21 protein-coding genes are annotated in these 23,698 nt (G+C 39.2%); 15 read left to right on the top strand and 6 right to left on the bottom strand.

Annotation, left to right across the window (positions count from 1 at the left end):
* Positions 1–192: 192 nt before the first annotated feature.
* Positions 193–918: a hypothetical protein gene (locus NXS00_RS00460; protein ID WP_258097133.1), complete on the top strand. Its 726-nt coding sequence runs from the start codon at positions 193–195 to the stop codon at positions 916–918.
* 302 nt (positions 919–1,220) lie between these two features.
* Here the strand turns inward: NXS00_RS00460 and NXS00_RS00465 are convergent, their stop codons facing one another.
* Both NXS00_RS00465 and NXS00_RS00470 read right to left on the bottom strand, forming a co-directional pair.
* On the bottom strand, positions 1,221–1,679 hold the full coding sequence (locus tag NXS00_RS00465; RefSeq protein WP_258097134.1) for a hypothetical protein: 459 nt from the start codon (positions 1,677–1,679) through the stop codon (positions 1,221–1,223).
* A 576-nt stretch (positions 1,680–2,255) separates the two neighbouring features.
* Positions 2,256–3,041, bottom strand: a complete 786-nt coding sequence (locus NXS00_RS00470) for a hypothetical protein (RefSeq protein ID WP_258097135.1) — start codon at positions 3,039–3,041, stop codon at positions 2,256–2,258.
* A 713-nt stretch (positions 3,042–3,754) separates the two neighbouring features.
* On the opposite strand from NXS00_RS00470, the gene NXS00_RS00475 reads away from it, so the two are divergent.
* Positions 3,755–4,168: a hypothetical protein gene (locus tag NXS00_RS00475; RefSeq protein ID WP_258097136.1), complete on the top strand. Its 414-nt coding sequence runs from the start codon at positions 3,755–3,757 to the stop codon at positions 4,166–4,168.
* 80 nt (positions 4,169–4,248) lie between these two features.
* On the opposite strand, the gene NXS00_RS00480 is transcribed toward NXS00_RS00475, so the two are convergent.
* From NXS00_RS00480 to NXS00_RS00495, 4 genes are all read right to left on the bottom strand, one after another.
* Entirely contained in the window at positions 4,249–4,596 is a 348-nt protein-coding gene (locus NXS00_RS00480) for a hypothetical protein (RefSeq protein ID WP_258097137.1), read from the bottom strand.
* An 85-nt stretch (positions 4,597–4,681) separates the two neighbouring features.
* Positions 4,682–7,216, bottom strand: a complete 2,535-nt coding sequence (locus tag NXS00_RS00485) for a TonB-dependent receptor (RefSeq protein WP_258097138.1) — start codon at positions 7,214–7,216, stop codon at positions 4,682–4,684.
* On the bottom strand, positions 7,216–8,130 hold the full coding sequence (locus NXS00_RS00490) for a FecR family protein (RefSeq protein ID WP_258097139.1): 915 nt from the start codon (positions 8,128–8,130) through the stop codon (positions 7,216–7,218). Before NXS00_RS00490 ends, NXS00_RS00485 begins: the two co-directional genes overlap by 1 nt.
* Before the next feature lie 47 nt (positions 8,131–8,177).
* Positions 8,178–8,699: an RNA polymerase sigma factor gene (locus tag NXS00_RS00495; protein WP_258097140.1), complete on the bottom strand. Its 522-nt coding sequence runs from the start codon at positions 8,697–8,699 to the stop codon at positions 8,178–8,180.
* A gap of 115 nt (positions 8,700–8,814) precedes the next feature.
* Between NXS00_RS00495 and NXS00_RS00500 the strand changes: the two genes are divergently transcribed.
* The 13 genes from NXS00_RS00500 to NXS00_RS00560 all read left to right on the top strand — a co-directional run bounded on the left by NXS00_RS00500 (position 8,815) and on the right by NXS00_RS00560 (position 23,649).
* Positions 8,815–10,293 carry a DUF4382 domain-containing protein gene (locus NXS00_RS00500; RefSeq protein ID WP_258097141.1) on the top strand — a complete coding sequence of 493 codons (1,479 nt, stop codon included), beginning with the start codon at positions 8,815–8,817 and terminating at the stop codon, positions 10,291–10,293.
* A gap of 100 nt (positions 10,294–10,393) precedes the next feature.
* Positions 10,394–11,227 carry a DUF4382 domain-containing protein gene (locus NXS00_RS00505; protein WP_258097142.1) on the top strand — a complete coding sequence of 278 codons (834 nt, stop codon included), beginning with the start codon at positions 10,394–10,396 and terminating at the stop codon, positions 11,225–11,227.
* A gap of 262 nt (positions 11,228–11,489) precedes the next feature.
* On the top strand, positions 11,490–12,638 hold the full coding sequence (gene mnmA / locus NXS00_RS00510; protein ID WP_258097143.1) for a tRNA 2-thiouridine(34) synthase MnmA: 1,149 nt from the start codon (positions 11,490–11,492) through the stop codon (positions 12,636–12,638).
* 13 nt (positions 12,639–12,651) lie between these two features.
* Positions 12,652–13,347, top strand: coding sequence for a hypothetical protein (locus NXS00_RS00515; RefSeq protein WP_258097144.1), 696 nt, complete (start codon positions 12,652–12,654; stop codon positions 13,345–13,347).
* Positions 13,334–14,986 carry a S8 family serine peptidase gene (locus NXS00_RS00520; RefSeq protein WP_258097145.1) on the top strand — a complete coding sequence of 551 codons (1,653 nt, stop codon included), beginning with the start codon at positions 13,334–13,336 and terminating at the stop codon, positions 14,984–14,986. Before NXS00_RS00515 ends, NXS00_RS00520 begins: the two co-directional genes overlap by 14 nt.
* 3 nt (positions 14,987–14,989) lie before the next feature.
* On the top strand, positions 14,990–15,643 hold the full coding sequence (gene rpe / locus NXS00_RS00525) for a ribulose-phosphate 3-epimerase (RefSeq protein WP_258097146.1): 654 nt from the start codon (positions 14,990–14,992) through the stop codon (positions 15,641–15,643).
* Between the two features lie 8 nt (positions 15,644–15,651).
* Positions 15,652–18,111, top strand: coding sequence for a TonB-dependent receptor (locus NXS00_RS00530; protein ID WP_258097147.1), 2,460 nt, complete (start codon positions 15,652–15,654; stop codon positions 18,109–18,111).
* A 55-nt stretch (positions 18,112–18,166) separates the two neighbouring features.
* Entirely contained in the window at positions 18,167–18,754 is a 588-nt protein-coding gene (locus NXS00_RS00535; RefSeq protein WP_258097148.1) for a penicillin-binding protein activator LpoB, read from the top strand.
* 21 nt (positions 18,755–18,775) lie between these two features.
* A complete protein-coding gene (locus tag NXS00_RS00540) occupies positions 18,776–20,221 on the top strand; it encodes a COG3014 family protein (protein ID WP_258097149.1) in 1,446 nt (481 codons plus the stop codon).
* A gap of 85 nt (positions 20,222–20,306) precedes the next feature.
* Complete coding sequence (locus tag NXS00_RS00545) at positions 20,307–20,786, top strand: hypothetical protein (protein ID WP_258097150.1); 480 nt, start codon at positions 20,307–20,309, stop codon at positions 20,784–20,786.
* 106 nt (positions 20,787–20,892) lie between these two features.
* Positions 20,893–21,513 carry a hypothetical protein gene (locus NXS00_RS00550; RefSeq protein WP_258097151.1) on the top strand — a complete coding sequence of 207 codons (621 nt, stop codon included), beginning with the start codon at positions 20,893–20,895 and terminating at the stop codon, positions 21,511–21,513.
* Positions 21,514–21,556: 43 nt separating this feature from the next.
* Entirely contained in the window at positions 21,557–22,531 is a 975-nt protein-coding gene (locus NXS00_RS00555) for an FKBP-type peptidyl-prolyl cis-trans isomerase (RefSeq protein WP_258097152.1), read from the top strand.
* 32 nt (positions 22,532–22,563) lie between these two features.
* The gene (locus NXS00_RS00560; protein WP_258097153.1) at positions 22,564–23,649 is read left to right on the top strand and encodes a hypothetical protein; all 1,086 of its coding nucleotides are present in this window, start codon (positions 22,564–22,566) and stop codon (positions 23,647–23,649) included.
* The last annotated feature ends 49 nt before the right edge of the window (positions 23,650–23,698 follow it).

The following is a 23,698-nucleotide window of genomic DNA, read 5'->3' on the forward strand; positions in this document are numbered from 1 at the left end:
GCAGATATACCAATTAAACTTAGGGAGGGTTGGACAAGTAGTCGAGGAAGAGGATGGAAATCTAAATAACAAGGTTTTGATATCATCCTTCGATTACGTGTCTCAGATTAGATAATTTTAGTTGGTCATAAAATAAAGTATATCTTTATTGATACTGATTTAAAACTAACGGGTATTAACAAAGATCTATTAATGTATTCTGAGTACTACACATTGCGCTTTTCGAATGATCCAAAAGAAATCGGTATTAACGACGGAGGTGTTCAGGTATACTTGGATGAAGAGAAATATAAGAATATTGAAGAATACAACCGATATTGCCTATTTAATTTTCCAAAAGGTAGTTTTCCAGAATTTGCCAAAAGTTATTATGCCTTTCCAAAGAAAGATTTTGTTTTTGAATACTTGAGATTGGATAAAAAGGCAAAGATTACGGATTTTTTATCCTACTCGGAGGCTCTGTATTGGGGAGGGAAATTTCTACTGAGTCCAAAAGCCATTGAAGTCCTAAATAAATTTAAACTATCTCAATTTCGACTTTACAAAGCCAACTTGTATCAAAATGGAGTTGAAATAAAGGGATACAAGGTATTACATTGTCCTATGATCACAACGGATTTTATAGATTTTGGTAGATGCATATTTGTTGGAGGGTCTGAAATTGAACCTAAATATCAATATGAAATACCAATTAGTAACATCGAAGATTGGCTTGCATATAAAAAGAAGGACCCTCTTATTTATACGAAGAAGTTGTGTTTAAATAAAGATTTTGATAGAGAATTAGATCTTTTTAATACCCACCTATCACCTGATACTTTTGTATCACAAAGATTGAAGATTGAAATAGAAAATAAAGGATTGACGGGAGCAGAGATTAGACCATCTAATGTTATGGATGTATCGTTCATTAACTAAGCTATTGATGATAATTGTTGCTGCACTTTTATTTCTGTACTATTTTCAGAATTAGTTTGATCTGTACTCAGACTGGATCAGAATCATCCAAAATTGGATCTATTGCCAGAAAATAAATGAATTTACCATAGATGGTCTGACAGTTTACTTTATGCGTTTTCACTACAGAAGATGGTTCAGACTTTTCCAAAATCGCAGATAACAAAAGCATGTTTCAGCAGTGGACACTGGAGGACACTTGAGTAAGCTTATAAAACCAAGTTGAAATAGATCCAGCTGCTAAAGTCTGCTAAATCTCGAACTTAAGTGTAATACTCACCATCCCATGGGGCATAAAATGCGATTGTTGAACTCGGCTGCAAGGAGATGGACTCATCATCATCGTTCGGTATAAGTCCAAATTGGATTCCGTCTACTTCAGTGCTGAAAGGTACTACTGCAATATCTTGAAATGTAACTTCTTCTAACTCATTGATCATTTCGTGAAGTTTATGAGCCAGTTCTTCAGGGTTTATCTGATCCGTAGTGCCTGCAAACCAATGCTCGGTTTTGATGTGATTTCCTTGATCATCAAACAGGTGAAGAATAACATATTCTTTTCTTGATTTTTTCCAATCAGATCCAGGAAAACCATCAGGGAATACAAAGGTTTGATAACCAAAGAATTGCGTTTTGTTTTTAGTTGTACTAATATAATGAGTGTGATAATCTTCTTCTCGCATAATTGGAAGAATTTTAGGAATCCATGTTTGATTAGTCATTATGAAGCAGGAATAAATAGAATATAGTTGATTTAATTAAAACTATTAGATTTAATCCTCCTTTACAAATACCTCTCTCTAACTCTAGAAGAATTAATCAATCCCTGACTTAAGAACTGGAGCACAACAGTGGTGCAACATTATTAAACACCAACAACAGCATAGTTGCTTGTTCCTTATAACTTGTCAAAGTCAGGTATGGGCTAGATTTTAATTGTATTCGAACCCACCCTCATTCCCTCCCTTAGCAAGGGAGGGACGTCTCTAAATAATATTATGACAACCAATTAACTTAGGGAGGGTTGGAGAAGTAGACGAGGAAGAAAATGAAAATCTAAGTAGCAGGTTTGATATCATCCTTCGATTACCCCGACCCTGTAGGGTGTCGAAGGGTCAAAAGTTTATTGATTGCATTGGTCGCATGAATTTTGAAGAAATATTCTCTCCCTCCATTCTTAAGGGAGGGACAAAACCTAAATAAACTTTTCAACCAATTAAACTCAGGGAGGGTTGTAGGAGTAGATGATATATGGCGCAACATTATTAAACACCTACAACAGCATAGTTGCTTGTTCCTTATAACTTGTCAAAGTCCGGTAAGGGGTCCAAGTTGTCCATTGACTTGGATAGTTCGTTGTGGATGTCCACTACCAGAGATTCCCAGACCTCTTTATAGGATATTAGGAAAGACAGCTGTGTGTCTAAATCATTTTCCATCTCGATGATTAGCTGCTTCGTTTGTGACAGATTGAGAAAGGCTACCATTTCCTTTTTCATTTCCACTTCATCTACCGGATCGAAACCCTTTATTGGATCATAATTGAAATTCACCGTTAGGTTGTCTTTTAGGTAAGCACGCCTTTTAGCTTGTCGGTCCAGATAGAATGATATTCTCCTATTGTAGGTCATCACGGATAGGTTAAAGTATAAGTTGATTTTGTTGTTCAACTCCTCGTTTTTGGAGAGACGCGTTATGCCCTGACTTTTGATTTTTTCATACGTATTGTTGGGTGCCTGAATGTCAATATTGGCTTCAGCAAAGAAATTGAAAAGACTATCGGTAGGTAGGCTGCGCAAGTCCTCGATACCATACATGGTTTCCAGAACTGAACTTGCTTCCTGGTTATTTTGGATAGCCCAATTGAGTATGGAGATGTTTTTGTTGATTTCCACTACCAACTCTTGCATCAGCTCCTGACCGTATGCCAGTTGCTTGCGCTCTTCATTGAGGTTGTCTATCTGTATGGCTATGAGTATGCCCATCACCACTAGGGCAATTTCTCCAAAAGCATATTTGAGGTATTGGCCTATCTTGCCATTGGAGAGCAATTCTTTTCTGATTTTTCGAAAGAGTTTGAGCATGGATTAGCGGTTTGTACAGTGGATGCTCTTGTAAAATAGCCAAGTCTTCATCCTTAGCCAAAAAGGTTGCCTGAGATGTTTATACCGGTTTGTGGATAACAAGAAAGGTAAGGCACAATGAGCCTAACCTGTAATCCTATTTTGAAACAATTATAATTTAGTCTTTAATACAAGCGAGATGTGGGTGTTAGCTGGTGATGGAGAACAGCTATTTAATAATGAAAAAGAAAAGAGTATAGATGGTAAATGATGAATTTGTATTTTTTTAAGTTGCCTACTTTGGAGTTTTTAAGTTCAGACGTGGACTTCCTCAGGTTCAGTCAGGAGTTTGCCCAATGATCAGCAGATTGTTTCTAAAGCCCGCTCAGACTTTCTCTTAAACCCGCGCAGACTTTTGCCAAAACCTGCGCAGGTTTTAGGTCAAATCACGGCGGGTTTTAAAAAGGCTCTTTTTGGCTCGTGTAGGATGTTCTTGGACATTTTCGGCTTTCGTACCAGAAAGTTCGTGCTGTTCCTTGAAATTAAAACAAGAATGAATGGTGCACATTGTATTTTACGAAGATGTAATAAGGCTATTGAGTTGCAGAAGTTGTAAATAATACATAAAGACTTTCACTCCCTTTAGCCTCGAAAGTTGGTACTCCAGCAATCACGAACACCCCACATGCAACCATCACCTCACTAACCGCATCTTACCTCCAAACGATACTCCCATGATTAGATACTGCTACTTATTCGCCTTTCTTTTGGTACATTATACCTTACAAGCTCAGAACATTGCTAAAGAGGAACAAAACGTCTTACAGCTCGTGGCTTCTGACAGTACCGTTCAGGAATACCTTGCTACTTACGTTGATTTTGATGAGGTCACCATTGGTCCACAGCAAGAGTTCATGTTTTACAAAGATGATATTACAGTGGTGCCAGTTGATGCCATTAAGATCAAGAAAGTGAACCAAAAAGTGGATGGCCTGTACAAAGTGAAGATAACCATCAACAATGAAGTGGCCATTACCACCAAAATTGTTTACTTGTCTGAACGCAATCATTGGCGGAAAAGCATCTTTGCACGTGATAAAAACTGGCTATTTGGAGACGGGGAAATGTATTATGTGTTTGATAATTAGTGCTTAGCTCATCCCAGATGTAGGCTAAGGGAGATCCTTTTTGGTCTTGCGTTAGATAATTTGCTGAGTTATTTTAAGTATCAATCAAGGTATGCCACCTGCTCACCGACTTTGTAACTAAGACGTTTGTTTTTTGGCTTTTTTGCCATTTCAATGGTTCCACTAAAAGTGAATTCATTCAATCCAGTTGCGGTAATTTCCCTTGTTCGTTTATTGTAAACGACCTTTTCAGCGTGCTTCAGTTCGATGTTTTCCATCTTAAAGCTGACATCTCCTGTTAACATCAGTTCCTGTGTTTCAGGATTGAAAACTAATTTCTCACAAGTGTAGCTGGAGTCTTTTGAGGTATCAGCAGGACTTTCGGCTGCAGCCTGTGCGATGGATGACAGGCTGAAACATAATAGGGAAGAGAAGATTAGTGTTTTCATATGTTATGGTTTTTGGTTCATTAACGGTTGCAATGCTTGATTATTATCGGTAGGTACTTGATCTCTAATAACGAGGGTTAACCTATCAAAAATAAAACTGCAACTGCAGGCTTACATTAGGAGTGAAGCCCAGCGCTAGTTGATCAATGGCAATAGGTGTATTGGCAATGCGCTCGTAGTAGGTGCGAAGCGGATTGTCTCGGTTCATGATGTTCCAGATGGACAACCCTATTAATGAATAATGCCCATTGGGGAAGTTCCATCGGTACGTACCAGAGAAATCTAGTCGGAGATAATCTGGAAGTTTGCCGTGGTTAGGAGATTGATAGTTGATTAGTCCATTGAGAACGGGATCAATGTTGTCTGGACGTGTCACAGGTACTCCTGAGTGGTAATTGGCTCCGAGAGACCAGTCAAATTGCCCAGTTTTGAGTGAGTTGCCGAGGTATATGTTGTGTCGAATGTCCAGATTGCTAGGGAAGGTTGGTTGATCTAGCTCTAATTGATCAAAAGTATAATTAGTATGTGCCCACCCATAGCTTAGCCATGAGTTTAGCTTCCCAAAACGTCTTTTGATCATAAAATCGAGTCCATAGCTATCATAACTTCCGGGTACTTGGATAAATTCTAGTTGATTTTGAAAGGCCTGACTTGTGGAGATGATGTTTTTGACTTGTTTTACATACAATTCTCCACTAGCAAAGAAGTTATTCAGTTCGTAGTGTAATCCAAGGGAGGCTTGCTTGCTTCGGATAATAGGAAAATTACTGCCATCCGCTAACGCCCATCGTCTCTTTTCTATACCGAGGAAATCGGTTTGCAAGTCAATGATTTGTGTGATTGTCTGACTCTTCATTTCTCCCAAAAACTCCAACATCAATTCATCTGTCAGGTATTGATGCGCGCTCAGGCGCGGCTCCAGTATGAATTGAGGATCTGCCTGTTGGAAGTAGTTGAGTCGTAATCCTCCTGAGACAAATGTTCCTGTAGCTTCTTGCGACCAGTTGGCTTGACCATAAACAATGTGTGAATTGAGAACCCTCTGAATATCACTGGTTAGTGAAGGTCTGTTGAGATTGACTTTATCTGTTACAGCCGTCATGTCTGCAGTATAGCCCCATTGCCAATCCAGTTGCGAGTTAATCAGATGGCTTAGGGTTATCGAAACTTGTCTGTTAGTGACCTTATTTGACTGTGTTAATGTCTGATCAGCTACTAGATACTGATTCGTAGCATCTAGTAGGTATTCAGATTGGTAGAGGTTGATTTTGCTTTTCAGTTTTGGCGTCCAGAAACGGGTGTAGCCCAGTCTGATTCCTTTACTGGTTTGATTCAGCTGGCTTTCTTTAGAGGTATTAGCATTATCAAATGTCGTTTCCTCTGCGAAGCTTAGTTCATCGGCAATGTTAAAAACGGTGAAACTCAGTTTGTTTTGCGTGTCGGGTTGGTAATTGACTTTGGCCAGCCAGTCGTAGTAGAGGAATCGATGGTCCTGACGAATCAGGCTATCGTTGTTCTGGGCTCGGTTCAGAGCCGTGTTTTGAAAGGCTCGATCAAAATAGGAGTCATAGGTAGGGCTTTGCCATAGATCAGTCAGAGAACGTCTGGCTGCAAGTTCTAATGAGATGTTTTTGGTAATTGGCACGCCGGCTTGAAAATTGGCATGTAGAAGGTTAACTCCTCCACTTACTTCGCTTTTTGTTCGTACTGTTTCTTTGAGCTTCATGTCAAGTGTTCCCGATACGCCTTGTCCCAGATCACTAGTTGTTCCATTTTTTACGACAGTGGCACTTTCGGTGATGTAAGGGTTAAAAGCTGAGATCAACCCAAAGAAATGACCGGTCTGAAACATACGGATTCCGTCCCATAATACCAGGTTTTGATCATTGGTACCACCACGAATATTGATATTAGAGACTGATTCATTGGCGCTGTATATGCCAGGGAAGGTTTGTAAGGAAAATAGGAGGTCTGGTTCTGTTAAACCAGGAAGAATTTGTTGCTCATTAGGTGTAAATCGAAAACCACCACCTTGCACATGACTAATGCCAGGAACAAAGTAATTGTCAATGATCACTTCGGATAAGGCTTCGTATTTAGGTCGAAGAGAGATGGTTAGTTCTCCAGGATTATCAAAAGAGTTTAGGTTCTTCTCCAGAGTAAAATAACTGATTTGGCCGATGATAATGTTAGTGGAATCAACTACCAATACATTCTCCAGCTGAAATTGACCATTTACATCTGATGTGGTTATTTGAGATCCTACCTGAATCGTTGCAAAAGGGATCATTTCATTGGATTGAATGTCCTTGATATAGCCTTTAAGAGTGATGAGGCTATTCTTCTTTGGGCTAATCGCAATAATATCCCATTGAATAGCTTCGAACTGTAGGCCCGTTTGTAATCTCAATTGTTGCAAGACATCCTCTAGGTTTTCAGCTTGAATAGGAGAGGTGTTTACTTCTTGTATGACGTCATCTGCAAATGTGAATCGGATATGATAATCCTGTTCAACTTTCTGCAGGAGCTCTTTAAGAGGGACTCTACCTGTTTGAGCTAGAAGTTGAGAGGATAAGGTGACAATGTAGAATAGTATAAATACTACTAAGTTTTTACACACTATTTACTAAGCGTAACAGAGTTTCCTTTGGTTTGAAACTCTAAACTTAGTGGAATTGTGATAGCTTTCAATGCAGAATTAAAATCTTCGTTGTGGAAGGACCCTGTAAACAGCCTTTCTGCTTCTGATTCAGGGTATTCGACTGTTACGTCGTATTGTCTTTCAAACTCTTTGATAACAAAGTAAAAAGGGACTTCTTCAAAGTCAGAGAACCCTGATTCCCAGGATGGATGTACAGCTCTGACTGTATTGCGCTGCACACGGTCATTTACCCACCGAACTTGTTCTCCTTTCGCCAAGATCGTTTTGGTGTCTTTGTTTTTTGGATCTGTAGTGGTAACGGCAACTGTGCCTTCATAACACGTTACTTCATAATAATTTTCTCTAGAATTGACCGTAAAGCGAGTGCCCAATACGGTAACGATCCCAGAGGTGGTTGTTACGGTAAATTGACTTCCTTTTTCCACTTCGAAATAGGCTTCTCCGGTCAATTGGAGATTTCTGGATTTCTCCCATTCTTCTTCTGAGTAGGAGAGTTCGGAGTGTTTGTTAAGGACTACCTTTGAAGCATCAGGCAGGATCCATTCTGTTTGTTGCTCATGACTAGCAACAAATTGTTCCGTGGATGATTTTGGATATAAAAACCATAGAGCGGCTGCTACTATAACAATAGAAGCAGCAACCTTCCATGCATTGTTCCATAGAGAGAACTCGACAGCTTTGGCTTGTTTGCTTTGTCGATTTTTCAGCGTGGTTAGGGCCTCTTCTGTATTCAATGTCGGTGCCTTGAAGGCCTGCAATGACTGAGTGACCTGATCAATAAATTGATAGTCTTCAGTTTTCATGAACTCCTCTTTTTCTTTGGCGGAAAGAGATCCGTTCAAATATTGCAATATGCGCTCCTGGTCTTTCATATCTTCTGAATTAAAAACAGGTGACCCTTAATTTTTCCTACCCAAGTTTAAATTTTTTTACCTAATTGCTCTTCAATGATACTCAGAGCCTTATAAATTCGCTTTTCTACCGCTTTCGTAGAAATCCCAAGTATCTCAGCAATTTCTTTATGTCGTTTACCTTCCACACGATTCATCATTAAGGTAACTCGTTGATCTTCCGTAAGCGATTCCAATACGGTTTTGAGTTTGTGGTCAAACTCCTTACTTTCTAATACATATTGGGGTGTTTGATTGGACGTGACAGAGCCATTATATTGACTGGCATAATTGAGAACCGTTTTTCTTCTGGAGATCACGTTGAGCATTTTATTGTTGGCGATCGTATATAAATATCCACGTGCTTTTTCCAGAGTTACTTTGGCACAATTATCCCATAAGGTTGAAAAGGCTTCCTGTACAATATCTAATGGATCATTGTCTGCTCCGTATTTATAGTAAAGAACTTTGTGCAACTCTTCACTAAACGAACGGAACAGTTGATCGAAAACCTTTTCTTCACATACATTATCGGAGTTTTCTTTGGACATTTTCAAGATAAAATATTTCGGCAAGTTATTAGATAATGTAGGAAAAATGAATGGCTATCTGTTATAATAGTATCTGGATAGAATTCAATGTTCCTGAAGGAGAAATAGTTAACTCTTGAAAAATAATTTGGTGCATAGGAATAATACATATCGATCGAGCTTGATGCTGCTTTTAGTGGCTCTTCTTGGCCTTACAGGTTGTATGGAGAGCTATGAAGATGTGCAGTACCCTGATGAAAATGAGGTAATTAATCTTAATTCCACTTTTGAAAGACAATTGATCAATATAACCTTATTGGATGGATCTATCGATAATGTGTTGGACAATGCCAGTTGTTTGACTGTAAAGCTTCCTGTCGAAGCTTATTTGAATGATGAGTTATACCAAATCAATACCTATAGTGATCTTCAAGCATTTGAGACTGCCTATCAAGAAGAGATCACCAGTAGAGATCAGTTCAGGCTCGTTTATCCAATTAATGTAATCAATGAAAAATACCTGGAAACAGAAATTAGTAATGCCATTGATCTTGAGCTTCAAGCTCAGAATTGTGTAGAAGGAGGGACGGATTCAGATATCGAGTGTATTGATTTCGTCTATCCATTAGAAGTGGTATCCTATGATCCAATTTATCAAAGCGCAAAAGTTGAGTCCATTCCAAATGATAATGAGCTTTATTATTTACTAGCTAATAGAAAGACCGAAGAAGTGCTTGGGCTTGGGTACCCCATTACAGTTCTGGATCACCAGGGAGAGCAAGTAGCGATTTCTGGAAATGATGAAATGCAAAACTTGATCAACGCTGCTGTAAGTACCTGCGATGAAGGTGATGAGCCGTTTGAGTTAGGTGGAATTGATCGGTTGGCCACACTTAGATTACTTATTACGGATGCACCATATCCAGTAGAACTGATTGAATCGGCTTATATAACAATCAATAAAATAACTGCAGATCACAGTGATTCAACTTTATTGTTGTCAGAGGAATTGTTCACTATCAATATTTTCGAGTTAAGGAATGGGCTTTCAGAAAATTTGGTTGATCTAAAAGTCCCAGTAGGCAATATTCAATCATTCAATTTATTCATAGAAGCAGCAGAAATAACTCTGACCGATGGAAGAAATTTTGATTTAAATGTGCCATCTGGTGCCTCTTCTGGGTTAAAGGTGAAAGTATCTCCTTCAATAGAAATTGTTGAAAATGATCTATTGGAAATTCTAATCGATTTTGATGTGTCCCAATCTTTTGTGCCTCTAGGTAGTGACAATAGCCCCAATGGAATCCGCGGGTTCAATTTCAAGCCTACAGTGAAAGCTACTAATTTAGCTTCATCCGGAACTGTCAGAGGTTTTGTAGTAGATTCAGATACTGATGAGGCTTTGTCTAATGTACAGGTATCGGTCTTTGACGATAATGATGATTTGTATACATCTACATTTACCGAATCCTCAGGAGAATATGTCATTCTTGGAGTAGAAGAAGGTAGCTATACCATTTACATTGAAAAGGATGGTTATCTAACAGATTCACAGCAGGTTGATGTACTGTCCCTGGAAGAAGTAACTGCTAACTTCGAGATGTCTCCGGAGTAAATCCCTCAACTCTTTTGATTAAAATATATTTTTTTTCAAAAAGCCGGTAGGAGAAATCATAAGCTGTCTGTTTTTATAACGGATGACCGAAAGGAAGTTTATGAATTCAAAAGCAAAAATATATTTCACACTAATTATAGTACTTGTTTCAGCATTAATGTTGAGTAGTTGCAGCGATCCTGAGAATGAGTCTGCCTATGGTACTTTAAGTGTGCGTATGACTGATGCCCCGTTTCCCACCGATGACGTATCAGAAGCAAACGTGACCGTTACTAAGGTCGAGGTAAGAGGTAAAGGTGAAAGTCAGGGAAGTCCTTTTATGACTTTGACAGAGGAACCTGCGTCTTATAATCTATTGGATCTTACCAATGGAGTAACAGCCAGTCTGGTTGACCTGGAAGTGCCTGTAGGTACTTACGACCTGGTACGCGTTTACGTATCAGAAGCGAGCGTAGTATTGAAAGATGGTACTACATATGATCTAAAAGTTCCTAGTGGATCATCTTCTGGAATCAAAGTATTTATTAGCCCATCCATTGAAGTAGTTGGTGGCCTCACATCAGAGTTGTTGTTAGATTTTGATGTAGCCAACTCATTTGTTCCGCAAGGAAATGCGAAAGATGGATACAATGGCTTTACATTCAAGCCAACTATCAAGGCAACGAATTTATCGACTGCAGGTCGATTAGTAGGATCTGTAACAGACAGCTTAAGCGCTGTTGCTGAAGGTGCGCAAGTATCCGTTTACGCTGCAGATACCTTCAATACGAGTTCATTTACTGACGCTGATGGAGCTTACGCTATCCTAGGGCTGGAGGCTGGATCATATGATGTAGTTTTTGAGTATTTAACATATGATTCAATTGTGGCTGAGGATGTGACTATCAACGCTGCAAATGTTACTACGCAGGACGTAGAGTTTCCTGTCCAGTAATGGAGAAAGAAATATGAGAGTGGTTGCTCATATGTGTAAGATGCACGTTGGTTGCTAACGTGAGTGAAGCACAGGCTGGAACATTTAGTTCCAGCTTTTTTTATTTCAGGGGAGTGAACTTACTGGCATAAAATGATTTAACTTTGCAAGCAGAACGGGATTTCTCGTTCTTTTTTGATTTGAAAGAAATCAGAATGGTCCTGAAGGTTTTCAGGATGACATGTCGAACGTAAACGAGGCTTTGAACCTCGCGAGACGAATTATGAGCAAACACGGAAGAGTACTTGTCGCTATGAGTGGCGGCATTGATAGCTCACTGGCTGCAGTGATGCTACACGAAGAAGGTTATGAAGTGATCGGTATGACCATGAAAACATGGGATTATCAATCTTCAGGAGGATCTAAAAAAGAAACTGGCTGCTGTAGTCTGGACTCCATCAACGATGCACGGAACATAGCCGTTAGCCTCGGATTCCCACACTTTATTGTTGATATCAGAGAAGAGTTTGGTGATTATGTAATCAATCACTTTACGAATGAATACCTGGACGGTCGTACGCCAAATCCTTGTGTGCTGTGTAATACGCACATCAAATGGGATTCTTTGTTGCGTAGAGCGGATAAACTAGACTGTGAGTTCATTGCTACTGGCCATTATGCCAATGTTCGTGAAGAGAACAGTCGCTTTGTTATTTCTAAAGGGAAAGATGAGAATAAAGATCAGTCTTACGCTCTTTGGGGAATTTCTCAGGAAAGCTTGAGCCGTACGAAATATCCATTAGGTCACTTACACAAGTCAGAAATTAGAGACATGGCTACTGAGCGTGGATTCCATGAACTAGTGACCAAATCTGAATCGTATGAAATTTGTTTCGTACCAGACAATGATTATCGAGGTTTCTTAAAACGTCGTGTAGATGGATTGGAAGAGCAGGTTGCAGGAGGAGAGTTTGTATTGGAGGATGGAACTGTGGTAGGAACTCATGAAGGGTATCCATTCTACACAGTTGGTCAGCGTAAGGGTCTTGGAATTGCCTTGGGATTTCCAGTTTATGTAACTGAAATACAAAAAGATAAGAATCGAGTGGTTTTGGGTACGTTTGATGAACTGTCTAGAGATGGCATGTATGTCAACAACCTAACCATGCAGAAATACGCTTCTATCGAAGGAGAGCGTAAGGATACCATCACTAAAGTTCGATACAATGACAAAGGGTCGCCTGCTGTGATCGAGCAGGTTGGTGATACCATCAAAGTATTCTTTGGTAATGGAGTTAGTGCCATAGCCCCAGGTCAGGCAGCTGTATTCTACGAAGGTAATGACGTAATTGGCGGTGGATGGATTAAATCAAGTTTCCATCAGAGCAAGCACCATGCAAGCAATGGCATGCCAGAAATTAACGCGAAGTAAGTAGATTTAATCAGTGAAAAGATTTTTCATCATATCCTTGATACTAACGGCAACTTTGAGTTGTTCGGAAGAAGTGAGCGATCTCACTTTAGATCAGGGATATGACTTTTTACCGCTACAGGTTGGTAATTTCTGGACCTACCAGGTTGAAGAGACAGTCTACGAGGTTTTCGAACCGGTTACAACAACCTACATATTAAAAGAGGTCATTGTTGATTCTTTAGTAGCTGGTGATGGTACGGTTAAATACCTAATCAATCGTTACATCGGAAATACTGAGGTAGAACTCGCATTAGATTCCGTTTGGGCGGTGCGAAAAACAGGTCGAGATGCGGTGTTCAGTGAAAACAATACTGATCTGGTGAAGTTAGTATTTCCAGTATCTGTAAATAAAACCTGGGATGGAAATGCCTACAATACTCGTGAAAGTCAGGAGTATTACTATGAATCAGTGGATAGTTATTCATTAGGTGATGTCAGTTATACCTCATCTGACGCCATTCGAGTAATAATAGAGGACATTGAACAGAATTTAGTAAATCAAGACGAGCGTTCTGAAGTATATTTAAGAAATGTCGGTCTTGTAGAGAAAGACTACATTCAGCTCTCATTTTGTACAGTGAATTGTACACAAAAAGGATCCGAAGTTGGAGCGATTGAGAAAGGCCGGATTCTGAGTCAGAAGTTGATAGTATATGGGAAGGAATAAAGTATTGTTAAGCTGCCTGATGTTGGTAGCTATGTTAATCACCTCAGCGCAAGATCGCTACATGGTGTTTTTTTCAGATAAGGCCAATGTTGGCTATTCAATAGACCATCCAGAAGAGTTTCTTACATCAAGGGCGATAGCTCGTCGTGAAAAGCATGGAATTGCCATCACAGAGCAGGATTTGCCTGTTGATCAGAATTACATCAATCAAGTAGCTGATAAAGGAGTAGATGTGTTCTTCTCTACCAAGTGGTTCAATGGCGTATTAGCTCAGATGACTGCTTCTCAGGCTACATCTGTGGGACAGTTAAGCTTTGTGGATAGTGTGGTATATATCGCAGGAGGCACCCGATTATTGACAACTCCCGGGACTTATACGGTTGCTGAGACATTCTTGGATCCTGAAAGTGTAAATAGTAATACCGAAGTGCAATTAGCCATGCTTGGTGCTGACGATATGCATGAAGATGGTTTTGAAGGTCAGGGAATGATGATCGCTGTATTTGATAGTGGGTTTCCAGGAGTGAATAAATACAAACCATTTGAGCATATTTTTGCAGAAGATCGATTAGTAGCTACGAGAGATTTTATTGCCAACTCAGGCAATGTGTTTCAATACAATACCCACGGTGCTTCTGTATTTTCCAACATTGCTTCTGATTATTTGGACGTAATTGGAACAGCACCTAAAGCATCATTCGTGCTGTGTGTGACAGAAGATGTCAAGTCAGAATATTGGATTGAAGAATATAATTGGTTGTTTGCGGCGGAGTTTGCAGATAGCTTAGGTGTTGATGTGATCAATGGTTCTTTGGGGTATTCCACCTTTTCTGATAAGAACATGGACTATACCTATGAAGACATGAATGGTCAGAATACTTTGGTCGCGAAGGCTGCAAATATCGCTTCACAGAAAGGAATGATTGTAGTGGTGAGTGCTGGAAATGAAGGAAATGGATCATGGAAGTATATCACGAGTCCTGGCGATGCAAAAGACATATTGACTGTTGGAAGTGTAACATCTGGTTACAATAAATCAAGTTTTAGCTCCGTGGGACCTACAGCTGATGGGCGTATTAAGCCAGATGTTTGTGCCATGGGAACAAGCGCTTCTATTTTTAATGCGAGCTTGTCTACATCAGGGGAGACTACAAGTGCTCGAATAACAACAGGTAATGGTACTAGTTTTTCCTCTCCTCAAATTGCAGGGTTTGCAGCAGCTATTTGGCAGGCTAATCCAGAGTGGACTAACGAGGAAGTGATGGAGTCTATTCGCATGTCCGGAACGAGCTCTTTGGTGCCAGATTCATTGTATGGATTTGGTGTACCAAAGTACCGTTTAGCAGTTAACGGAGCTACTATTGATGCAGTAGATGTATTTGAAGACAAACTAAAAGTTTATCCTAACCCATTTTCTGAAGACAAAGTAACACTTGACTTTGGAGACCTCAAACTAAAAGGAAAGCTAGAAATCCTCATTAAGGATATGGAAGGTAAATCTATTTACCACAATAAAATAGACGGTCAAGAGATTCCAAATAATCTAGAAATCGCTATTGATCCTACCGTAAATGGTGTGTATTTCTTAATCTTGCGCACGAAACGATTCAATAAAACAGTTAAACTCGTAAAGATTTAAGGAATGGACAAGTGCCTGGTGTCACCCTCAATGCTAGCTGCAGATTTTGCAAATGTTCAGCGAGATGTAGAAATGCTAAACAATAGTGAAGCTGATTACATCCACATCGACATCATGGACGGAGTTTTTGTTCCAAATATTTCCTTTGGTTTTCCAGTAACTGAGGCGATTGCCAAGCATGCAAAAAAGCCGCTGGATTTTCATTTGATGATTCAAGACGCTGATGCATACCTGGAGCATTGCAAGAATAGTGGAGCGGCTATTGTTACCGTACATTACGAAGCGTGTAAACATCTTCACCGTACTATCAGTGCTATACAAGAATTAGGAATGAAAGCAGGAGTGGCGTTGAATCCGCATACCCCCGTTGAAGTGTTAAGAGAAATCATTGCTGATATTGATTTGGTATTGGTAATGAGTGTTAACCCAGGTTTTGGTGGTCAGAAATTTATACCACATACCTTCTCCAAAGTAGAGCGTGTTGCAGAAATGGCTAAAGAGGTTAATCCTAGCCTTTTAATCGAAGTTGATGGAGGTGTGAGCTCTGAAAATGCCAGAGAATTAGTCCAGAAAGGAGCCAACATGCTAGTTGCGGGAAGTTTTGTCTTCAAATCAAATGATCCTGTGGAGACAATATCCACTCTTAAAAACGTTTGATATCAGGAATGATGTCTAAACCTGCCTACCTAATTCTATTCTTATTCATCACTCTGAAGAGTTTTGCTCAAGAGACCGCTGTGGTTTCTGGTAAAGTTCAGGATGAGTTTGGGGATGATGTACCTGGTGTATCCATATTACTGGAAGGCACCTCTCTTGGTACGGTTTCAGATATTTCAGGCGCATACTCAATTCGAATTCCACAAGGCAGCTACAAGCTCATTTTTACTCATGTTCAGTACGTAACTAAATCCATCGAGCTTGAACTAGCAGGTGATAAAGAATTAAATGTCATTCTTATAGAGAAAACCACTCGTTTACAGGATGTTCAGATAGAAGATAAAAGTGTTATTGATCAGGAGCCAGTAAGTTCTTATAAAGTAGACGCCAAGTCTGCTAAAAGTTTGCCTTCCACTTTTGGTGACTTTAATAAAGTGTTGGTCACTCTTCCCGGAGTTTCCAGCAATAATGAGTTAAGTTCAGCTTATTCGGTAAGAGGTGGAAACTTTGATGAAAACCTGGTTTATGTAAATGATATTCCCGTCTACAGACCATTTTTGGCCAATGCAGGACGCCAGGAAGGTTTGAGCTTTGTCAACCCTGATATGGTTAGCGATATAGAGTTTTATGCTGGCGGTTGGGAAGCGAAGTATGGTGACAAACTAAGCAGTAGCCTTAACATAGAATATAAAGAGCCGGATAGCCTCGAAGCTGCAGTGACAATAGGTTTACTAGGTGGAACAGCGTATACAGGTGGTAGTACTGATAAGATTTCGTATCTAATAGGTGCACGTCATAGAGACTCCAGGTATTTATTGAACACGTTAGAAACGCAAGGGCAGTATTTTCCAACATATACAGATGTTCAGGCCTTTCTTACGTTTGATTTGACCAAAGATCGATCAGTTTACCTGAATAAAACTAAACTCAATATTCTGGCATCTTATGGTCGCAATAGATACTATACAGAACCAGTATCTCAAACCACAGAGTTTGGTTCAGTGCAAAGGAACTTCCGCTTGCAAACAGCATTTGAAGGAAGTGAAATCATGCGATATGATACCTATCAGTTAGGTTTTCGATTAACTCACCGGTTCAATACCCGATTGAGAACTCACTTCATTGGATCATCCTTATTTACCTATGAAAAGGAGCAGTTCGATGTAGAAGGAGCGTACCGACTATGTGATGTCAACACCAACCCAACTTCATCTTCCTTTGATCAGTGCGTGGTAGAACGAGGTATTGGGACCAATTATGAATACGGTCGAAATAATTTGAATGCGGATTTGTACACGGCTGAATCTCGTTGGGAATATTTGTTAAATGAAAACAGTGTATTGGAAGGAGGAGTTGGAATAGCCATACAGGATATTCAAGATCAGATTAACGAATACAGCTATGTAGACTCATCGGATTACATTCAGATGAAGAGTTCCATTTTCAATGATCTGTCGTTGAATGCCAATCAATATTATTCCTATGTCCAAACAACTCACCTTTGGAAAGATTCTGTACATGCAATCAATGCAGGTGTAAGAGCAACTTTATGGGACTACAATGAGCAGTTACTGATCAGTCCTCGAGTGTCTTATCGGTTAGCACCAAAGTGGAAGAACATTACCACCTTTAAGTTCTCAGTAGGGTTATACCAGCAGCCACCATTTTACAGAGAGTTAAGAGCCTATGATGGTACCTTGGCTAACAATGTGCAAGCACAACGTTCATTGCATTTTATTTTGGGTACCACCAGATTGTTTTACATGTGGGGAAGACCATTCTTGTTTACTTCTGATATGTACAGAAAGCAATTGTATGACATCATTCCTTACGATATAGACAATGTGCGCTTGCGATATTATCCAGATCAAAATGGAAATGGTTTTGCACAAGGTCTGGACTTTAGAGTCAATGGCGAGTTTGTGAAAGGAACTCAATCCTGGTTTAGTGTTGGATTTCTTCAAACCAAAGAAGACATCATTGGTGATAACTACATAGCATACTTTGATTCAGATGGAAATGAAGTGTCTAACAGTCCTGCCAATCAATCGATAATTGCTAGACAAGAAGTTAAAGAAATAGGAGAAGTTCGTCGACCAATGGATCAACGAATCAATATAGCCGCTTATTTTGAGGACCACATGCCAAGAGATCCAACTTTGCGAGTGTATTTGAATTTAGTCTTCGGTTCTGGCTATCCATTTAGTCCTCCCAACAATGCTCGATACCGTAATGCGTACTCCGGAGATGAGTATTATAGAGCTGATCTTGGTCTGAGTAAGAAATTTGACATGAGAGTCAATAATTTTTTCTCGCACATCTGGATTCGAGCTGAAGTGCTAAATGCCTTAGCTGCAGACAATACCTTGTCTTATACCTGGATTGAGGATGTTAATGGTAATCAATTTGCTATTCCGAACTCATTATCGGCAAGGTTTTTGAATATTAAGATTTCAGCAGAACTTTAGGCGAATAAATTCGTCTACATCTGTGGGAAAAACATTATCAAACCTTGATTTAACAATGAGAAAACTTACAAATTCCTTCCTAATTGTAGTAGCTATAGCACTGGTATCATCATGTGCCAACAGAACAGTAACTAGAGTCAGCCCAGATCAGCAAATAGATTTAAGCGGAAGATGGAATGATACCGATTCTAAACTGGTTGCGGAAGAAATGATCAACGATGTGTTGAGCAGACCATGGAGAGAGGAATTCTTCCAGGGAACAGGTAAAAAACCTGTAGTCATCGTTGGGATGATTCAAAATAAGACTACTGAACACATTGAGCCAGAAACATTCATCAAAGATGTAGAGCGTGAATTTATCAACTCAGGAATGGTACGCGTGGTACAAAACTCTGTATTTAGAGAAAAGCTTAGAGAAGAGCGCGCTGATCAAAATGAGTTCGCATCTCCTGAAACTCAATCAAAATGGGGACGTGAGCTTGGTGCTGATTTTATGATGTTTGGAGTAATCACTTCTGTGACGGATTCGTACAAAAATGAGAAGGTAGTGAGCTACAAAGTCAATTTGGAGTTGGCTAACCTGGAAACCAATGAGAAAGTGTGGATTGGTGATAAGGAGATCAAGAAATACATCAAGAACTAAGGAAAACAAACCACTTTGAGTATGAAAAATAAGACGGTCAATACTTTCTTTATTGGCCTTCTGACTCTTTTTTCGTTTTCCTGCGCCACCTATTACCAGATAAATTCTGAATTCAATCAGGATTTTGAAATGGGCAATATTGAAGCCGCCAAGAAAGTATTGGATCAAAACAAAAAAGCTGGGCGTAAGAAAGCCCAGTTCTTATATTTTGCCAATCAAGGAGTGGTCAATAGTATGCTTGGAAACTACGAAGAAAGTAATGAATGGCTAGAAAAAGCATACTTGTTTGGAGAAGACTACACAAAGAACTACGCCAATATTGCGGCATCATTTTTAGTCAATCCTACTACGATCACTTACCCTGGTGAAGACCATGAGCATTTGTTGCTGCTCTATTATAAGTCGCTCAATTATTTAAAGCTAAAAGATTATGAAGCTGCATTGGTTGAGTGTAGACGTTTGAATCTTCGTTTGAGTGAGCTGAGTGATCGATATAAAGGAGATAATAAGTACAAGCGAGATGCTTTTATCCATAACTTAATGGGTATTATTTACGAGGCATCGGGGGATGTGAACAATGCATTCATTGCTTACAGAAATTCTCTTGATATTTATCAAACTGACTATGCTAAGCTTTTCAATTTGGGAGTTCCTGATCAATTGAAGCAGGATATCCTAAGAACAGCTTTCCTTAATGGGTTTGATACAGAACTGGACTTTTACGAAAAGCAATTTGGAATTACTTATAATCGCAACTCTGCCAATAGGCAAGAATTGGTCTTCTTCTGGGAAAATGGCTTAGGGCCTGTTAAGGATGAATGGTCTATTAACTTCACCGCACTGGATGGAGGAGATGGGTTTGTTACTTTCGTTAATGAAGATTATAACTTTTCTTTTCCATATCAGCTTTCTGATCCACATCAAAAGCAGCAGTTAACTGACTTGAGATTGTTCAGAATCGCCTTTCCGAAGTATAAGGATCGCAATGAGTTTTATCAGCGTGCCGTAATAGAAACCTCCGATAGACATCAATACAAACTTCAACTTGGTGAAGATGTGAATGCGATTGCTCATAAAACATTGGATGAGCGAATGTTTAAGGAGTTAACGAAGGGTTTATTAAGAGCGGCTACCAAAAAGGCAGTTGAAGCAGCAATACGTGGAGATGTTGGAGGGAGTGATAAGGAGAAAACAAAAGAGGAACGACAAGAAGAAGCTTTGCGTGAAGGATTGTCGTTATTGGTAGGAGTGGTTAATGCTGCAACAGAAAAAGCTGATACGCGTAACTGGCAAACAATACCTCACAGCATTTACTATACGCGAGTACCTTTAAATGAGGGAGTTAATGATGTTACATTAAAAACTATTGGACCCAAGGGTCAAACTGAAAAGGTCAATTTCAGTTTTGATGCAGCTAGAAATGAAACGGTTTTTCATATGTATCATTCCTTAGAGACAGCCAGATAATCCAAATTTTGTTGGGATTTTCCTTCACCGATTGATAGTATTGTCAGTTGTAAAAGAAAAAATCTAAACAAAAAATTAAGTTATTATGAGGAAGAGCGTACTGATGATTTTACTTCTTGTCGGGATGTTTAATGTGAAAGCTCAAGAAGAACAGTCATTTTCAGACGAAGACTTAACCAAATATGCAACTGTGATGGCCTGGGCTGAAGGAGAAACGTTAATGCTTCAGAACCTGGTTAAGGATTCGATTACCACCTGGTTGGATAATTCTGAATCACTTGACATCAGCACTTACAATGAGCTTTCTAAAGCTTCTGATTTGTCTGCGGTAGAAGCAGATCCAGAGGCTGTTGAAGCTTTTAAGTCCATTCAACAGAGAATCGAAGATAAGAAGGCCAATTTCAAAGAAGTTTATGTTGGTAAGATCAAATCTGATATTGGAGTAGGGTTATACAATAACTTGAAAAAGGCATTAAAATCTGATGAAGAAGTAAAAAGCCGTTATGAGGCTATCTACGAAGAAATTATTGCTGTAGAACCTTCTGAAGCTGATACTGAAGAATAAACAGTAAGATGATAGCAAAAGAAAAAGGGGCAGATATTTCTGGCCCTTTTTCATTACTTGAAGTTTTTAACTATTTTCAGGCATTCATCCTAACTCAAAAGCATAGATGTTCACAGAATACGAAATAGAAACAATGGTCGCTATTCCAGAAGTACTGGAAGCAACACAAGCTTTAAGAAAAGATTTCTGTAAAACAGAAGCTCCTTATCTTGAAATTAATGAGCATGATTTCTTTTCGTTGATCATGATGTCGCCTACAGTAGGCGTTGCTCTTGCTGATGGTACCGTAAGCTTATTTGAAGAGTTAGCATTGAATAAAAAGGCACGTAAGTTGTCAAAGGGTGGATACTTCATGAAGAAAGATCCTGTGGTGTATGCTATGAAGTTTCTTTTGAAGAAATATGACATCTGGTCGGATAAGTTCTTCCATGTGTTGAATGTAGCGATGCATGCTTCTTTTGATATGGCAACCATGGAAAAGGAGACTTTTGATCATGATAAGGCCGTTTCTACTGAGGAATATCGTAGAGAAGTACTTGATACTCCTTATATCTTGATTCGATTCATCGCTAGTTTCTTTTTGGAGAATGATGAAGAAATCATCAGTACGAATCGTCATATAGGTAGAAATGAATACTTGCAGATGTTGAAGATAGGAGAGCAGATAGGAATTGATAAGCTTCCAATATTTCAGATGTTTTGCAAGACCTTTGATCAAAAGGCCTAATTTTGCGATATAATCTTTTCACGATTACGTCGTTAGAGCCTAGATGAGTCGAATATCACTGTCCGTATTATTTTTAGTTAGTCTTCTTATTATTTCTTGTCAAAAAGATCCTGACATCTCTATTGATGATCAAGAAGTGATAGAAATAGAGGCTTATCTTGATTCCATGGGTGTTTTGGATCAGGCAGCTGTAGATACTTCTGGAATTTATTATTACCCAATTACAGAAAACCCTACAGGCAAAAGTCAATCATCAGGCTCGGTATTGTCTTTTTTCTATTCTATGTCCTTATTGGATGGAACGATCATAGATCAATATGATTCCCTTGATGCTGATACCTTAATTGTGAAGCAGGGTGTAAATGCGATTTATCCAGTTGGTTTTGATTACTCCTTGGGATATATGAAAGAAGGAGAGAAGTGGGCTTTTATATTGCCTTCACGCGTGGCATTTGGTGACTTTTCTTATTCAACATTAATTCCTGAGAACGCGATCATCAAATTAGAAATTGAATTACTTCAAATTCAAAACGAGGAAGATATTCTGGATAATGAACTGGACTTAATCTATGACTACATGGTCTACAATGAGTTGGACGATACAGTAAAGAATCCGATCAATCGACCTGAGATCTTACCTAATGGAATGATTTATAAGCGATTGTCCTATGGAGGTAGTGCCAGACCAGCTAATGATAGTACAATAACTGTTACCTATCAAGGTCGGTTTTTAGATGATGCGGTTTTCGATAGGGTACAAAACCCTGATTACTTTGAGTTTGTGTATGGTCAAAGTAAAACGATACCCGGTTTTGAAATTGGAATTGGTAGAATGGCTGTTCAAGAACGTGCATTAATTATTATGCCATCCTATTTGGCATACAAAGAGAGTGCACAAGTAATTCCGCCATTTTTAACTCAAAATATGATAGACTTGGAGATTATTCCCACTTATGCGTCGAAAGTAGGGCCATATAAGCCTTTAATCTTCGAAATTCAATTGATTGGTGTCAATTAATGCCTAATTTTAGGGGTCAAACAGGATAAAATTTGCGTAAGGTTGTACTCGTCATATGTTTAATCATTGGCTTAGGCCTCTCTGGATTTGGTCAATCCGACGATATTTATACGCGCTATAACATCCACAGAAGTCCATTCAGAGTCTTTATCAATAAGTTCTCCTTCACTTTAACAACAGGATATGGAGTCACCAATTATGCCCATTCCTTAGAAGGGTTCTATTTCTATCAAGACAATCAATCTCAGTTAATTCTTGGCAATCAGAATGAGCTAGGAAGCATATTTACTGGTTACGATGGTTGGATGAGTAATCCTTATCTCGCTGAAGAAGTAAATATTGATGATCAGTTTGATGTACCATATGATTATCTGTCCAATCCTGTTAATAATCCATCGCTTCGAAACAGACAGGTTCTATTAGATACAGATACCATGGAACTGGGCTTTTCTGGAGCCATGCCAACCGTTCCGATAATGTTTGCTATTGATTATGACATCAATAAGTTTCGATTAGGAGTAGGGTTTCAATATGAGCGTCAATACATGAACCCGCTAAAGCCTACGGTGTTGGAGGATAGAATAAGGCGCTATGAGCCTAAGTTTGACAAGACTAGTTATTTCAAATACTTCGGACTTATTGGTTATCAATTTTATGATTGGTGGGATTACACTTTTGTGGCAGAGTTACAGTTAGGTAGGGCTCAGGCTGGGAAAGAAATTAATCAAACTGCGGTTGGAATCGGCCAGAACTTCTTTACCAACATTGGAGTCAACATAGAAAAGAATCTGTCAGAGTATTTCAGAGTAGTTGTAAGACCTTCTTATGACTTCAAGAGCTATGTGGTCAATTTGCCAGATGCCACAAGTATCAGACACACTAATCATGGCATGATGATTCAGGTAGGAATCAGTATTAATATTCCAGAAATTCCTCGCTCTCCGATGAAGAGCGATCACGTTCAATTGAAGCATGTAATAGTCGATCCATCTACAGGAAGATTGATCGAAGTGAGAGGTCAACCAATCTGGAAAAAGCAAAATCCAAAGGTTGGTGAGAACCATAGACGCTTATGGCGTTACAAGCTTAAAAACAGGCAAAAAATAGACCCGTATTAAAGCATCGTACAGATAAAAAAAATGCTTAAATTGCGACTTGTTTTTAAGG

Origin of the sequence: Marinoscillum pacificum, assembly GCF_024714495.1 — a bacterium.
GTDB classification, from domain to species: domain Bacteria; phylum Bacteroidota; class Bacteroidia; order Cytophagales; family Cyclobacteriaceae; genus Marinoscillum; species Marinoscillum pacificum.

What these genes read in the sequence shown, in the direction of transcription:
- NXS00_RS00460 (WP_258097133.1), top strand. Translation starts at nt 193, where the DNA reads ATGTATTCTGAGTACTACACATTGCGCTTTTCGAATGATCCAAAAGAA.
- NXS00_RS00465 (WP_258097134.1), bottom strand. Translation starts at nt 1,679, where the DNA reads ATGACTAATCAAACATGGATTCCTAAAATTCTTCCAATTATGCGAGAA.
- NXS00_RS00470 (WP_258097135.1), bottom strand. Translation starts at nt 3,041, where the DNA reads ATGCTCAAACTCTTTCGAAAAATCAGAAAAGAATTGCTCTCCAATGGC.
- NXS00_RS00475 (WP_258097136.1), top strand. Translation starts at nt 3,755, where the DNA reads ATGATTAGATACTGCTACTTATTCGCCTTTCTTTTGGTACATTATACC.
- NXS00_RS00480 (WP_258097137.1), bottom strand. Translation starts at nt 4,596, where the DNA reads ATGAAAACACTAATCTTCTCTTCCCTATTATGTTTCAGCCTGTCATCC.
- NXS00_RS00490 (WP_258097139.1), bottom strand. Translation starts at nt 8,130, where the DNA reads ATGAAAGACCAGGAGCGCATATTGCAATATTTGAACGGATCTCTTTCC.
- NXS00_RS00495 (WP_258097140.1), bottom strand. Translation starts at nt 8,699, where the DNA reads ATGTCCAAAGAAAACTCCGATAATGTATGTGAAGAAAAGGTTTTCGAT.
- NXS00_RS00505 (WP_258097142.1), top strand. Translation starts at nt 10,394, where the DNA reads ATGAATTCAAAAGCAAAAATATATTTCACACTAATTATAGTACTTGTT.
- mnmA (WP_258097143.1), top strand. Translation starts at nt 11,490, where the DNA reads ATGAGCAAACACGGAAGAGTACTTGTCGCTATGAGTGGCGGCATTGAT.
- NXS00_RS00520 (WP_258097145.1), top strand. Translation starts at nt 13,334, where the DNA reads ATGGGAAGGAATAAAGTATTGTTAAGCTGCCTGATGTTGGTAGCTATG.
- rpe (WP_258097146.1), top strand. Translation starts at nt 14,990, where the DNA reads ATGGACAAGTGCCTGGTGTCACCCTCAATGCTAGCTGCAGATTTTGCA.
- NXS00_RS00530 (WP_258097147.1), top strand. Translation starts at nt 15,652, where the DNA reads ATGATGTCTAAACCTGCCTACCTAATTCTATTCTTATTCATCACTCTG.
- NXS00_RS00535 (WP_258097148.1), top strand. Translation starts at nt 18,167, where the DNA reads ATGAGAAAACTTACAAATTCCTTCCTAATTGTAGTAGCTATAGCACTG.
- NXS00_RS00540 (WP_258097149.1), top strand. Translation starts at nt 18,776, where the DNA reads ATGAAAAATAAGACGGTCAATACTTTCTTTATTGGCCTTCTGACTCTT.
- NXS00_RS00545 (WP_258097150.1), top strand. Translation starts at nt 20,307, where the DNA reads ATGAGGAAGAGCGTACTGATGATTTTACTTCTTGTCGGGATGTTTAAT.
- NXS00_RS00550 (WP_258097151.1), top strand. Translation starts at nt 20,893, where the DNA reads ATGTTCACAGAATACGAAATAGAAACAATGGTCGCTATTCCAGAAGTA.
- NXS00_RS00555 (WP_258097152.1), top strand. Translation starts at nt 21,557, where the DNA reads ATGAGTCGAATATCACTGTCCGTATTATTTTTAGTTAGTCTTCTTATT.